This is a genomic window from Novosphingobium sp. G106, from assembly GCF_019075875.1.
Lineage (GTDB): Bacteria > Pseudomonadota > Alphaproteobacteria > Sphingomonadales > Sphingomonadaceae > Novosphingobium.
The window spans coordinates 1462420-1475490 of sequence record NZ_JAHOOZ010000001.1 but is presented as its reverse complement, the minus strand read 5'-3'; the positions used below and the strand labels follow the sequence as shown (position 1 = coordinate 1475490).

The window sequence follows — 13071 nt, the reverse complement described above, 5'->3', positions numbered from 1 at the left end:
CCTTGTCGGCGCCAAGGCTCGCCATCGTCTGGCATAGCCGCACCGGCGCGGCCGAGGCGATGGCGCGCTCGGCCGCCGCCGGTGCGGGTGAAGATTGTCTGCTATTGGCCGCGGCCGAGGCGGCGCCCAAGGTCCTGCTGGACGCAGCAGGCTATCTGTTCGTCTGTCCCGAGAACCTCGGGAGCATGTCGGGCGTGATGAAGGAAATGTTCGATCGCTGCTACTATCCGCTGCTCGGACAGGTCGAAGGCCGGCCCTATGCCACGGCGATCGCCGCGGGTTCGGCCGGGCAGGGCGCCGAGGCGCAGATCGACCGCATCGTTACGGGATGGCGTCTGCGCCGCGTCGCCGAGCCGCTGATCGTCAATCTCTACGCCCAGACCCCGCAGGCGATTCTCGCGCCCAAGCAGGTGTCGGAGGAAGATCTCGATCGCTGTCGGGAACTCGGCGCCGCGCTTGCCGAGGGACTGCGCCTCGGTGTCTTCTAACGGGATGCATCCAAATCGCGCGCATCGACCGCGGCGGGACTCGACGCCTGCCGGGGAAAGGTGCCACAAGGTCGGTGGAACTGGGATTGCGCAGTGTCCCTGAGCAAGGTCGGGGGAGCGTTCTGGAAGCATTGCAGGTCATGTCCGGCGTCTCGCTGCTGTTCGCGGCCGGTTCGCGCCCTGGCGTCGACGATGTCGAGCGCCTGCTGGCGCCGCCGGGCGAGATGGGCAAAGTCGCGCGGATCAGCCATCGACCCGACGAGCAGGGCTGGATCGAACTGCTTGCCTCGGGATTGACTTTCGATCTGCGGGGGCTCGTCCCGGGCAACGGGGCTGCGGTCACACCGGCCAGCCACCTCTACGGCTTGCCACAGGACATCGGCAGATTCGACTTCGAGGCTATCTCGCTCGCTCCCGGCGCACATATTGCCGCAGGCGGCGCCTTGCTGCCCGTGGTTCGCGTCCTGATGCGCATGGCTGCCGTGCTGACGACCGAGCTGCCCGTCCGCGCTGTCTGCTGGAATCCTGCGCAGGCCTGGATGGAACCCAAGTATTTCAGCCGCGTCATGGCCCACTGGCTGGCCGGGGGGACCTTTCCCCTCGCTGGGGCTTACCGCGCTGCGCCGTCGTGACGATGGGGCGGTCGAGAGTTCAGGCCTGGCCTTCTTTACCGGTCAGGAACTCTGCGTCGCCGAGCATGAAGAGGCCGCGGGGGCCGAGACGATGAAGCTGGCGGCCCGCGTCATCGACAAGCTCGTCCTGCATGGACCGCTGGAGCGGTCTGAGACCTTTGCGGGGCTGGAAGGCGAGCGGCTGATCGCGGAGCCTTCGCCCGATGGGCGCTACGTCATGGTTACGAAAGCCGCGTGAGCCCAGCCCGGCCTGCTCCCCGGCGCAGGCTGCCCTTCGAAGCGATCAACCGTCCCGGTACTGCCGATTACGATCAGGGCTTGCAGCGCCATCATCTCCTGCCGCGCCAACTTCTGTCGCGGCGCTGTTTCGAACCGATGTTCGCGGCGCTGGGGCAGGGGCGGATCGGCTTCGACGATTTTCGCGCCAACGGCATGCTGTTGCCCGCCAGCGACGCGGCGGCACTGCGCATGGCCATGCCGCTGCATCGCGGACCGCATCATCGCTACAGCGGCATGGTGATCGAACGCGTCGGCCTTATCGAAACGGGCTGGGCCGAGCTGCGGCTACGCAAGGGGCTGGACGCGGCCAGCGAGCAGGCTTTGATGCAGCTCTGGCTCGTCCAGCGCGCACTACGCCGCCGGTTGCTCCAGGGCGGGGGCAAGCGCTTCGCCTTGAACCGTCGCGATCCGGTGGGGCAGGCGCTCGATTTCTCCGAGCTCGACGCCATGGCCGACCTGCTCTGGGCCGAAACCCGGGCCGTTCAGGCCGCGGAGAGCCGTGCGGAAAGTTCGGCCTTCGCGGCCTGATACTGGCTATCGAGCCGGTCGACGCGCACCGCGACGCTTTCCACGGCCTTCACCGCGCCGATGCCCTGGCCCGAGCCCCAGATGTCCTTCCAGGCCTTGGCCGCGGTCGTGCCGCCCGAGCCGAAGTCCATCTTGCTGGGATCGCTTTCGGGAAGGTGGTCGGGATCGAGCCCCGCGGCGGAGATCGAGGCGCGCAGGTAGTTGCCGTGGACCCCGGTGAAGAGGTTGCTGTAGACGATGTCGGAGGCATGGCCGGCGACTATAGCCTGCTTGTAGTCATCGGGCGCATTGGCCTCGGGCGTAGCGATCCAGGGGCTGCCGATATAGGCGAAGTCCGCGCCCATCGCCTGGGCCGCCAGGATCGAGCGGCCGTGGGCGATCGCGCCCGACAGCGCGATCGGGCCGTCGAACCACTCGCGGATTTCCTGCATGAGCGCGAAGGGCGACTCCGTCCCGGCATGGCCGCCCGCGCCGGCTGCCACTGCGATCAGCCCATCGGCGCCCTTTTCGATGGCCTTGCGCGCAAAGGCATCGTCGATCACGTCGTGCAGCACCAGACCGCCCCAGCCGTGGACCGCCTCGTTGACGTCCTCGCGCGCGCCGAGCGAGGTGATGATCAGCGGCACCTTCCATTTCGCGCAGGTCGCGAGATCTTCTTCGAGGCGGCTGTTGGTCTTGTGGACGATGAGGTTGACCGCGAAAGGTACCGCGCCTTCCACGCCGGCCAGCTCCGCGGTGATCCGCGCGAGCCATTCGTCGAGCTGGGCCGCCGGGCGGGCGTTGAGTGCGGGAAAGCTGCCGATGATCCCAGCCTTGCATTGGGCGATGACCAGTTCGGGGCTCGACACGATGAACATCGGCGAGGCGATCACGGGCAGGCGCAAGTGTCCGAAAGCGGCGGAAATGGGCATCAGGCAATCCGTTTAATCGAGCGATTAAATTCGCCTTACCCGCCGTATTCCGCCCTGTCGAGAGGTCAGGCCATGACCTTGGCAAAGGCAGCCTTGAACACCTTCATTTCCGCAGGCGTGCCCATCGTCACGCGGACCCAGTTGTCCATGTTCTTGCGCTTGCCGGAGATAAACACGCGGTCCTTCGCCAGCGCGTCCGCTACCTCGCCGCCGGGGCGACCGACGTAGATCATGGCGAAGCTGGTCTGCGAGGGGACGTAGCGCGTGCCCCGCGCATCGAGCCAGGCGAAGAGGTCGTTGCGCACTGCCGCGGTATAGGACTTGCGCTCGGCGAGCAGGCCCGGTGTCAGCAGGCTGGCTTCGGCGGCGACGATCGCCGGCATCGACGTGACGTTGATGCCGTAGTCCGCCAGCCGGTCGAGCAGGTCCTTGCGCCCCGCGACGAGGCCGACGCGCAGGCCGGCGAGGCCGTAGATCTTCGAGAAGGTTCGCAGCACCAGGATGTCCTGCCCCTTGGCCACGAGATCGAGGCAGCTCTCCGCGTCGCTGTAGTGGATGTAGGCCTCGTCGACGAGCACGACCGACCCCGCCGGCTTGTTGGCGAGCAGCCATTCGATGTCGGCGTGCGGGGTGACGAGGCCCGTCGGGTTGTTGGGGTTGCAGACGTAGTAGAGCCCCGCGTCGGGCGCCGCCGCCAGCAGCTTGCGGACGTCGAGCTGATAGTCGCCGGCGAGCGCGATTGTCACCGCGCGGGTCACCGGCTTGCCGTTCGCGCCCATGAAACCCGAATCGAAAGTGGGCTCGGCATAGGCGATGGGGCGTTCCTTGCTCGAAAAGGCCAGGCCCGCGGCGCAGAGCGGCGCGTAGGAGCCGGGATGGACGACGACGTTCTCGGGCGCGAGGCCGTTCTGGCGCGCGAAGAGGCTGGCGAGCCGATTGGCGAAAGCCATGCCGTAGCGGCCGCCGAGGCGCTCCAGCCCCGAAAGGGCGCGCAGGGCGGCGGGGCAGGGGCCCAGCGGGTTCTCGTTGGAGTTGATGTAGACGCCGTCGGTCAGGCTGCTGATCATCCCCGCGGGATCCTCGGGCACGGGAAGCGCGGCGCTGCGTTGTGCGAGTACCGGTGCTGCCTGGCTCAGCAGGGGTAGCGCCAAGGCCGCGCCGGTGCCGCGCATGATGGCGCGGCGCGAAAGCGCCAGGTCGGTCGGTTGCGCAATGTCCGCTGCCATCGGTCTGTCTCCATCCATCCTGCTAGGCCCTGAACTGACGGGAGTCGGTGGCGCTCGCCAATACCGCTCTTGGCGTATTGTAGGCGTTTCTGCCGGCTTTGCTGAACACCTGGTCAAGGATTAATCAACAAGGCTGTTGCCTTCCGCGCCGGCTTGTCCGAAGGCGAGAATCGCTGTGCCTCTCACGGAAAGGCGCGCTGTCGTATACATTCCTGGAGAGGAACACATGGCCACCCTCGATACCTCCGACATCGATCAGTACCTCGGCAAGCCGGTCGACAGCTCGAGCCTGCGCGAGCCGATCGCGACGAACGATATCCGCCGCTGGGTCCATGCGATGCACTACCCGAACCTGCTCCACTATGACCCGGACTTTGCTGCCGCGAGCCGGTGGGGCAAGATCATCGCGCCGCAGAGCATCTGCATCGCCACCGATGACGGCCACGGCGCTGCGCCAGCTTGCGTCGGCAACATTCCCGACTCCCACCTGTTGTTCGGCGGCGACGAGCACTGGTTTACCGGTGTGCGCGTCCAGGCCGGAGACATCATCGCCAACGAGCGCGTTCCCTTCGACTACGTGGTCAAGGAAACCAAGTTCGCCGGCCCGACCTGCTTCCAGCGCGGCGACAACAATTTCACCAACCAGAACGGCGAACTGATCCTCAAGCAGCGCTCCACCTCGATCCGCTACAACAAGGAAGCGGGCAGTGAGACGGTGAACACCGACGATTTCGAGGAAACGACCTGGACCGACGCGGAGGAGCAGGAACTCATCAAGCGTCGCTTCCAGTGGGTGCAGATGATGCACGACCTCGGCCACAAGGAGCGCTGGTGGGACGACGTGCAGGTCGGTGACGACCTGCCCGAGCGCGTCTTCGGTCCGCACTCGATCGCCAGCTTCACCACCGAGTGGCGCGCCTATATCGTCAACAACTGGGGCACAATGAACCTGCGCAAGCAGGATCTCGCCGGCGTCGGCTTTGACCCGGCGATGGGTGTACTCGAGAACGATCCCGACATGATGAAGATCGATCCGTTCCAGACCGATGGCGCCTACTACGGCCCGTCGCGCGGACACCTGTTTCCGGGCTGGGCACGTCGCATCGGCATGCCGCGCGGCTATGGCTATGGCGCCTCGATGGGCGCCTGGGGCATCGACTATCTCGCGGGTTGGGCGGGCGAGCACGGCATGGTCGTGCACTGCATCTCGAACTATCGCGGCCCGGCGCTGACCGGTGACGTGACGATCCAGACCGCCGAGGTCATCGACAAATCGGTGGACGAGGAAGGTCGCCACCTGATCCACGTCAAGCACAAGATGGCCAACCACAAGGGCACGATCATGGCGACCGGCTCGGCCGAGATCGCATTGCCCAAGAAGCCGGCATAAGAAGGGACACTCTATGGCCACCGAAGCGCAGACGCTCGATTGCTCGGATATCGACCAGTACCTCGGCAAGGTGATCGAAAGCTCGCCGATCCGGGAACCGCTGGGCAACAACGACATCCGCCGCTGGGCCCAGGCCATGCACTATGCGAACCTGCTCCACTTCGACCCTGCCTATGCGGCGGAGTCCAAGTGGGGTAGGCTGGTGGCGCCGCAGTCCTTCCCGATCGTGATGGACGACGGCCACGGCACGGCCCCGTCCTGCGTTGGAAAGATTCCGGAATCGCATCTGCTCTTCGCCGGCGATGAGTTCTGGCACTACGGTCCGCGCGTGTTCGGCGGCGACATCATCACCAACGAGCGCATTCCGTTCGACTATACGGTCAAGAACACCGGCTTCGGCCCGACCTGTTTCCAGCGCGGCGACAACTTCTACCGCAACCAGAACGGCGAACTGATCGCCAAGCAGCGCTCCACCGCCCTGCGCTATTCGGCAGCTGCAGGCGGCGCGACGGTCAACAAGGACGAGTTCGAGGAACCCGTCTGGACCGACGCGGAACTGGACGCGCTGGAAGAGCGCAAGTTCGCCTGGATCCAGACGCTGCACGACCTGGGCCACGGCGAGCGCTGGTGGGACGACGTGAATGTCGGCGACCAACTGCCCGAGCGCGTCTTCGGCCCGCACACGATTGCCAGCCTGACCACCGAGTGGCGCGCCTACCTGTTCACCACGTGGGGCACGCTGGATCGCCGCGAGATCAATCTCGAGGATTTCGGCTTCACCAAGGAAATGGCCGGTCACGAGAACGATCCGATCATGGAGCGGATCAATCCCGAGCTGACCGACGGTGCCTACTACGGCGCCTCACGCGGGCACCTGTTCCCCAAATATGCGCGCAAGATCGGCATGCCGCGAGCCTATGGCTACGGCGCGTCGATGGGCGCCTGGGTAACCGACTACCTCGCGGGCTGGGCCGGCGAGCATGGCTGGGTCGTGCATTCAACCGCCAACTATCGCGGACCGGCGCTTTCGGGCGACATCACCGTCCAGACTGCCGAGGTCGTCGACAAGATGATCGACGAGGAAGGCCGGCACCTGATCCAGGTCAAGCACCTGATGAAGAGCCAAAAGGGCACGACGATGTGCACCGGCGTGGCCGAGATCGCGCTGCCCAAGAAGGGCTGATGTCCGAACAGGGTGACACAAGTTACACCGTGTCACCCTGTCTCAATCTACGAAAACGGATGATGATCAACAGGTTGGGTGGCAGCGTGTCATGGTGACACCCTGCAAGGCGCTTTCGAAAATCCGACGCTGAGAAAGAACCAACTAGCTCTGGTGCATGGCGCCGAAGTAGGAAACGTCTTTCCCGCGGCAAACCGCTTTCGTTAGGCCGCGTTGGCCGCGCTGAGCACCGCACGCACGCCGGCCGTGGCGACGTCCTCGTCGACGCCGACCCCCCAGATCGTCCGGCCATCGGCAGCCACGCATTCGACATAGGCGGCGGCGCGCGCGTCGGAGCCCTTCGACATCGCGTGTTCCGAATAGTCACGGATTTCGAGCTTCACGCCGAAGGCATCTTCGATCGTCGCGACGACCGAGGAGAGCAGGCCGTTGCCGCGACCCGAGACCGACTGGACCTTGCCGTCGACGGCGATTTTGCCGGCGAAGACGCGGCTGCCGTCAGGCGCCTTGGTCTCCTCGTAATCCTGTAGCTCGAAACGGCCGGCACCCTGCTTGTAGACGCGCTGGAACACGTCCCAGATGTCGGCCGCGACCAGTTCGCGGCCGAGCTCGTCGGCCAGTTCCTGGACGTGTTTGGAGAAGTGCGCCTGCATCCGCTTGGGCAGCTTGAGGCCCTGGTCCTGTTCGAGCACCCAGGCGAAGCCGCCCTTGCCCGACTGCGAGTTGACCCGGATCACCGCCTCGTAGCTGCGGCCCAGGTCGGCCGGGTCGATAGGCAGGTAGGGCACGGCCCAGAGCTGGTCGTTACGCTGTTCCTGCGCCGAAAAGCCCTTCTTGATCGCGTCCTGATGGCTGCCCGAGAAGGCGGTGAAGACGAGTTCGCCACCATAGGGATGGCGCTCGGCCACCTTGAGCTGGTTGCAGTACTCGACCGTCTGGATGACCTCGTCGATGTCCGAGAAATCGAGTCCCGGATCAATGCCTTGCGTGTACATGTTGAGACCGACCGTCACCAGGCAGCAGTTGCCCGTGCGCTCGCCGTTGCCGAATAGGCAACCCTCGACGCGGTCCGCGCCGGCCATCAGGCCCAGTTCGGCCGCGGCGACGCCGGTGCCGCGGTCGTTGTGCGTGTGCAGGCTGATCACTGCGCTGTCCCGGTTCGGCAGGTTGCGGCAGAAATACTCGATCTGGTCGGCGTAAATGTTGGGTGTCGCCGCTTCGACCGTCGCCGGCAGGTTGAGGATGATTGGGTGCTCAGGCGTGGGCTTCAGCACGTCCATCACCGCTTCGCAGCATTCGAGGCTGAAATCGAGCTCGGCGGTGGAGAAGGTCTCGGGGCTGTATTCGAAATGCCAGTTGGTGGTCGGGAAGCGCGCGGCCTGGTCGCGAAGGACCTTGGCGCCGTTCACGGCGATCTGCCTGATGTCCTCGCGCTCCATGCCGAAGACGACCTGGCGCCACAGTGGCGAGACCGCGTTGTAGAGATGGACAATCGCTGCCTGCGCGCCTTCGAGGCTTTCGAATGAGGTCTTGATCAGGTCCTCGCGCGACTGGGTCAGCACCTGGACCAGCACGTCCTCGGGAATGCGCTCCGATCGGACCAGTCCCTGGATGAAATCGAACTCGGTGGCGCCGGCGGCGGGGAAGCCGACTTCGATCTCCTTAAGGCCAACTTTGACCAGCAGGTCGAAGAAGCGCGTCTTCTTCTCGGCGCCCATCGGATCGATGAGTGCCTGGTTGCCGTCGCGCAGGTCGGTGGAGAGCCAGCGCGGCGCCTGGGTGATCGTGCGCGTCGGCCACTGGCGGTCGGGCAGGTTGATGGGCTGGAACGGTCGGTACTTGACCGAGGGGTCTTTCAGCATGGTCATGACGGTATCTCGCTTGGAATTCTGCGGCCAGATGTCTGGGCTGGGTCTGGTTTCGGTCCCCTTGGGCGCCACCAGCGCCGCAGGTACGACGCTTCAGCTCACGCCCAAGGGCGGATAAGTCGCAGAGTAAGGCCAAGCCGGTTGGTCATGGCTTGAGCCTATGGCGACTGGTCCGGCGATTGTAAAGGGGGCTCGGGCCTAGTGCGCCTCGATCGGCATAGGCCCCGTATCCTTGGCACCGCCTCGCGGCGGCCGGATCAATAGCACCAGTGGGATCGACAGCACCGCGATGATCGTAAGCAGGCGGAAGTCGTCAACATAGGCGACCATCAGGGCCTGCCGCTGGATTTCCCCTGCCAGGGCCACAGCGCCGGCGGTGGTGTCCGGCGACAGGTAGGACGGCAGCACCTGGGCGTCGGCAATCTCGCGGCCGATATGCGCCGAGAGCGTCGACTGTACCGTCTGCGAATTGGTGACGGTCAGGGCCTGGAATACGGCGACGCTGATCGAGCCGCCGACGTTGCGCACGAAGCTCGTCGCCGCGGCGGCATCGGGGCGTAGATGCGGGGCGATCGTCATGAAGCCCAGCGTCGAGAGCGGGACGAACAGGATGCCTTGGCCGAAGCCCTGGATTATGGTGGCCCAGACGATCGAACTGCCGTCCATCGACAGGTCGAAGCGCGACATCTCCCAGAAGGCGAGGACGAAGAACGAAAGGCCGACGGCGATCAGCACGCGCCGGTCGACCAGCGTGTCCACCCGGCCCATGAACTGGAGGATGATCAGCATCAGGATCCCGCGCGGCGCGCTGAGCACGCCGGCGTGGACCGCGGAATAGCCGAGCACGCCCTGCATCATCAGCGGCAGCAGGGCGAAGCTGGTGAAAGTCAGCGTCGAGAAGAAGAAGCCGAACATGGCGCTGCTCTGGAAGTTCCGGTCCGCCAGTAGCGCCCGGGGGAACAAGGGCGCGCGGGCGGTGATCGAATGGACCAGGAAGATCCAGAATGCGCAAGCGGCGACCGAGGCCTCGATCCAGATCTCGCGTGAATCGAACCAGTCGAGCGTCGTGCCGCGATCGAGCATGAGTTGGAGTGCCGAGACGGCGATGCCGAGCGAAGCGAAGCCCAGCACGTCGAACGGTCGTGGCGCGGGCGGCGAGGCGGGCAGGAAGAAGTAGAGCAGGCCCATCGAGAGCAGGCCGGCGGGCAGGTTGATGTAGAAGCACCAGCGCCACGACAGCTCGTCGGTCAGCCATCCGCCGATCACCGGGCCGACCGCGGGCGCGACTACGGCGGCCATGGTGAATAGCGCGGTGGCGCGGCCCAACCGCTCGGGCGGGTTGATATTGATCAGCACCGATTGCGCCACAGGCATCAGCGGGGCGGCGACCACGCCCTGCAGGGCGCGGAACAGCACCAGTTCGGGCAGGTTCATCGCCATGCCGCACATCACCGAGGTCACCGTGAAGCCTAAGACGCAGAACAGCAGCATCGGTTTGAGACCGAAGCGTGCGGCCAGCCAGCCGCTGACCGGGATCGTCACCGCCTGGGCGATGAAATAGGAAGTGATCACCCAGGTGATCTGCTCGGGTGAGGCGGAGATCGAGCCCTGGATGTGCGGCAGCGCGATATTGGCGACGGTGGTGTCCATCGCGCTCATGAAAGCCGACAGGATGAGGCCGAGCGTAATCAGCGGACGGTTGAGGGCGGCGCTCACGCCGCGACCTTTAGCGGACGGTTCAGTCGCCGCAAGCGCGAGGTGAACGCGGCCCGTCGATCATTTTGAACACTTGCACAGCGCTGCGGCATGGGCAAATGTGGCCGAGGAAACGGGAGAGATTTCTTATGACGGACTTGAGCATGCGCGCCGACTGGTCGCGCCCCTATCGCGTCGTCCAGTGGGCGACGGGCAACGTCGGCTCGCGCGCGATGCAGCGCGTGATCGAGCATCCGGGCATGGAACTCGTCGGCGTCTGGGTGAGCAATCCCGACAAAGTGGGCCGCGACGCCGGCGAGCTCTGCGGTATCGCTCCGGTCGGCGTGAAGGCGACGAATTCGATCGACGACGTCATCGCGCTCAAGCCCGACTGCGTGCTCTACATGCCGCACGTCAACCGCGTCGACGAAGTCTGCCGCATCCTCGAAGCGGGCATCAACATCGTCTCGACGCGCATGGAATACCAGAACCCGGCGGGGCTCGATCCGGCCGACCGCGCGGCCATCGAAGCGGCTTGCCAGAAAGGTGGCACTTCGATCCATGCCACCGGTTCGAGCCCGGGTTTCATCAGCGAAGCCATGCCGATCGTCCTGACCTCGATCGCGCGCCGCGTCGACAAGCTGACGATCACCGAGTTCGCCGATACCTCGTCGCGCAATTCGCCCGAGATGCTGTTCGGCCCGATGATGGGCTTCGGCGAGGATCCGGGCCGGACCAACGAGGGCATGCTGCACCACATGAAGCACTCGTTCAGCCCCTCGCTGAACCTGATCGCCGAAGCCTGGGGCATGCCGTTCGACGATGTCCAGACGCGCCAGGCGCAGGGCATCGCGCGCAAGGACGTGGTCATTCCCGCGGGCACGGCCAAGGCGGGCACCGTCGCTGCGACCAAGACCGTGGTTTCGTGCCTGCACAAGGGCAAGCCGCTGATCGAGTTCCAGGCGATCTGGTACATCTCGTCCGACGTCGACACCACGGACGGTGAGCAGTGGAACTTCCGCAAGTCGGGCTGGCACGTGCTGGTCGAGGGCGACACGCCGCTCGACATCACGATCGGCTATCCGGTCTCGGACGAGGACTATCCGGGCTTTACCCCGAACCTCACCGCGCACCGCCCGGTCAACTGCGTGCCCTATGTCTGCGCAGCCAAGCCCGGTTTCGTCACGACGCTCGACCTGCCGCAGGTGGTCGCCAGACTCGCCTGACGTACCGCGTCAAGCCTCCCGTGGACTCGGGTCAAGCCCGGGACCACTTGGGGCTTGATCGGTAGCGACCGCGCTTCACAGTGGCGGCATGACCCAGATCCGCCCATTCATGCTCGCAGTCCCGCAGGACCAGATCGACGACCTTTACCGCCGGCTTGACGCCACCCGCTGGGCCGAGCGCGAGACGGTCGATAACTGGTCGCAGGGGACGCCGCTGGCTGTCCTGCAGGACCTCGCGGCCTATTGGCGCAATGGCTACGACTGGCGCGCCTGCGAGGCACGGCTCAACGCGCTAGGCCAGTTCGTCACGGAGATCGACGGGCTCGATATCCATTTCCTCCATGTCCGCTCGCCCGAGCCGGGTGCAATGCCGCTGCTGCTGACGCATGGCTGGCCGGGCTCGGTGATCGAGTTCATGCGCGTGATCGGGCCGCTCAGCAATCCGGTGGCGAATGGGGGCAGGGCCGAGGACGCCTTCCATCTCGTGATCCCGTCGCTGCCGGGCTACGGCTTCTCGGCGAAGCCCGCGACCACGGGTTGGGGCGTCGAGCGCATCGCTCGGGCCTGGGCCGAGCTGATGCGCCGGCTCGACTACACGCGATGGGTGGCGCAGGGCGGCGACTGGGGTGCTTTCGTCACCCATTGCATCGGCGGGCAGGCGCCAGAGGGCTGCGCGGGGATCCATCTCAACATGCCGATCTCCGGCCCGACCAGGGCCGCGCGCGAGAACCCCACTGCGGCGGATCGGCAGGCTTTCGATCGGATGCAGTTCTACAAGACCTGGGACACGGGCTATGCCATCCAGCAGGCCACGCGGCCGCAGAGCCTGGGCTATGGCCTGGTCGATTCTCCGATCGGATTGGCCGGATGGATCTATGAGAAGCTGCAGGCCTGGAGCGACAACCCCGGGGCCGCGACCGAGGTCCTGGGGCGCGATGCGGTGCTCGACAATATCATGCTCTACTGGCTCGGTGCGGCGGGGGCTTCGGCGGCGCGGCTCTATTGGGAGAGCTTCGGCAAGACCAGACTGCAGGACGTGACGCTGCCCGCCGGGTTCAGTGTCTTTCCCGAGGAGATCCTGCCGGCGCCGCGCAGCTGGGTCGAGCAGCGGATGAAGAACATCGCCTACTGGAACGAATTGCCGCGCGGCGGCCATTTCGCCGCCTGGGAGCAGCCCGAGCTGTTCGTCGGCGAACTGCGGGCCTGCTTCGCCCTGATGCGTTAGCCGCAGCGCAGGCGTTTGATCCGGCCGTCCTCGCCGACTTCGACGTTGAGTCGATCGGGGCGGAAATCCATCGTCACGGCATCGCCGGGATTGATCGTGCGGATGCGCTCGTGGCCGATCGTCTGCTTGATCTTCACCATCGTATCGGCTGCCGCGGCCTGGCCCATATAGCTGCCGAGCTTGCTGGCGCCGCATTCGTCGGCCGCGGGTTCGGGCTTGGCGCTCTCGGACGGCGGGGCGGGCTGTGCGGTCGGTGAGGGAACGGGTGTCACCGCGGGTGCGGGCACCTGGCTATCGGGCTGCGTACAGGCAGCAAGCATGAGCGCCGCGATGAGGCCGATAGACTTGTGAAAAACAGGCATCGGGCTCTCCTCCGGCATCCCGCTGTATTAAGGCGCAGGACGGCGCGATGGGCAAGCC

The 13071-nt window shown here is 65.7% G+C and carries 13 protein-coding genes; 8 read left to right on the top strand and 5 right to left on the bottom strand.

The genetic code is table 11. The annotated features are described in order from the left end of the window. The first annotated feature begins 2 nt into the window (after nucleotides 1–2). The 4 genes from KRR38_RS07020 (at nucleotide 3) to KRR38_RS07005 (ending at nucleotide 1927) form a co-directional block, all read left to right on the top strand. Nucleotides 3–488, top strand: coding sequence for a flavodoxin family protein (locus KRR38_RS07020; protein ID WP_254514673.1), 486 nt, complete (start codon nucleotides 3–5; stop codon nucleotides 486–488). 140 nt (nucleotides 489–628) lie between these two features. Then, nucleotides 629–1120 (top strand): hypothetical protein, encoded by a 492-nt coding sequence (locus tag KRR38_RS07015; RefSeq protein ID WP_217399958.1) that lies wholly within the window; start codon nucleotides 629–631, stop codon nucleotides 1118–1120. A gap of 91 nt (nucleotides 1121–1211) precedes the next feature. After that, the gene (locus KRR38_RS07010; RefSeq protein WP_217399956.1) at nucleotides 1212–1358 is read left to right on the top strand and encodes a hypothetical protein; all 147 of its coding nucleotides are present in this window, start codon (nucleotides 1212–1214) and stop codon (nucleotides 1356–1358) included. Then, nucleotides 1355–1927 carry an AHH domain-containing protein gene (locus tag KRR38_RS07005; RefSeq protein ID WP_309140987.1) on the top strand — a complete coding sequence of 191 codons (573 nt, stop codon included), beginning with the start codon at nucleotides 1355–1357 and terminating at the stop codon, nucleotides 1925–1927. Before KRR38_RS07010 ends, KRR38_RS07005 begins: the two co-directional genes overlap by 4 nt. Here the strand turns inward: KRR38_RS07005 and KRR38_RS07000 are convergent. After that, on the bottom strand, nucleotides 1882–2838 hold the full coding sequence (locus KRR38_RS07000; RefSeq protein ID WP_217399953.1) for a nitronate monooxygenase family protein: 957 nt from the start codon (nucleotides 2836–2838) through the stop codon (nucleotides 1882–1884). The two genes, KRR38_RS07005 and KRR38_RS07000, sit on opposite strands and share 46 nt — an antisense overlap. A 65-nt stretch (nucleotides 2839–2903) precedes the next feature. Next, complete coding sequence (locus KRR38_RS06995) at nucleotides 2904–4064, bottom strand: aminotransferase class I/II-fold pyridoxal phosphate-dependent enzyme (protein ID WP_217399951.1); 1161 nt, start codon at nucleotides 4062–4064, stop codon at nucleotides 2904–2906. 226 nt (nucleotides 4065–4290) lie between these two features. On the opposite strand from KRR38_RS06995, the gene KRR38_RS06990 reads away from it, so the two are divergent. Then, nucleotides 4291–5454 (top strand): MaoC family dehydratase N-terminal domain-containing protein, encoded by a 1164-nt coding sequence (locus KRR38_RS06990; RefSeq protein WP_217399949.1) that lies wholly within the window; start codon nucleotides 4291–4293, stop codon nucleotides 5452–5454. A 13-nt stretch (nucleotides 5455–5467) separates the two neighbouring features. Then, the gene (locus tag KRR38_RS06985) at nucleotides 5468–6637 is read left to right on the top strand and encodes a MaoC family dehydratase N-terminal domain-containing protein (RefSeq protein WP_217399948.1); all 1170 of its coding nucleotides are present in this window, start codon (nucleotides 5468–5470) and stop codon (nucleotides 6635–6637) included. 203 nt (nucleotides 6638–6840) lie between these two features. Here the strand turns inward: KRR38_RS06985 and leuA are convergent, their stop codons facing one another. Then, a complete protein-coding gene (gene leuA, locus KRR38_RS06980) occupies nucleotides 6841–8505 on the bottom strand; it encodes a 2-isopropylmalate synthase (RefSeq protein WP_217399946.1) in 1665 nt (554 codons plus the stop codon). 198 nt (nucleotides 8506–8703) lie between these two features. Beyond that, nucleotides 8704–10221: a DHA2 family efflux MFS transporter permease subunit gene (locus KRR38_RS06975; RefSeq protein WP_217399944.1), complete on the bottom strand. Its 1518-nt coding sequence runs from the start codon at nucleotides 10219–10221 to the stop codon at nucleotides 8704–8706. 128 nt (nucleotides 10222–10349) lie between these two features. Here KRR38_RS06975 and KRR38_RS06970 point away from each other — a divergent pair, with 128 nt between their 5' ends. Together KRR38_RS06970 and KRR38_RS06965 are read left to right on the top strand one after the other, a co-directional pair. Further along, nucleotides 10350–11426: a dihydrodipicolinate reductase gene (locus KRR38_RS06970; RefSeq protein WP_254514672.1), complete on the top strand. Its 1077-nt coding sequence runs from the start codon at nucleotides 10350–10352 to the stop codon at nucleotides 11424–11426. Between the two features lie 88 nt (nucleotides 11427–11514). Beyond that, entirely contained in the window at nucleotides 11515–12651 is a 1137-nt protein-coding gene (locus KRR38_RS06965) for an epoxide hydrolase family protein (RefSeq protein ID WP_217399943.1), read from the top strand. Here the strand turns inward: KRR38_RS06965 and KRR38_RS06960 are convergent. After that, nucleotides 12648–13013 (bottom strand): I78 family peptidase inhibitor, encoded by a 366-nt coding sequence (locus tag KRR38_RS06960; RefSeq protein WP_217399941.1) that lies wholly within the window; start codon nucleotides 13011–13013, stop codon nucleotides 12648–12650. The two genes, KRR38_RS06965 and KRR38_RS06960, sit on opposite strands and share 4 nt — an antisense overlap. Nucleotides 13014–13071: the final 58 nt, after the last annotated feature.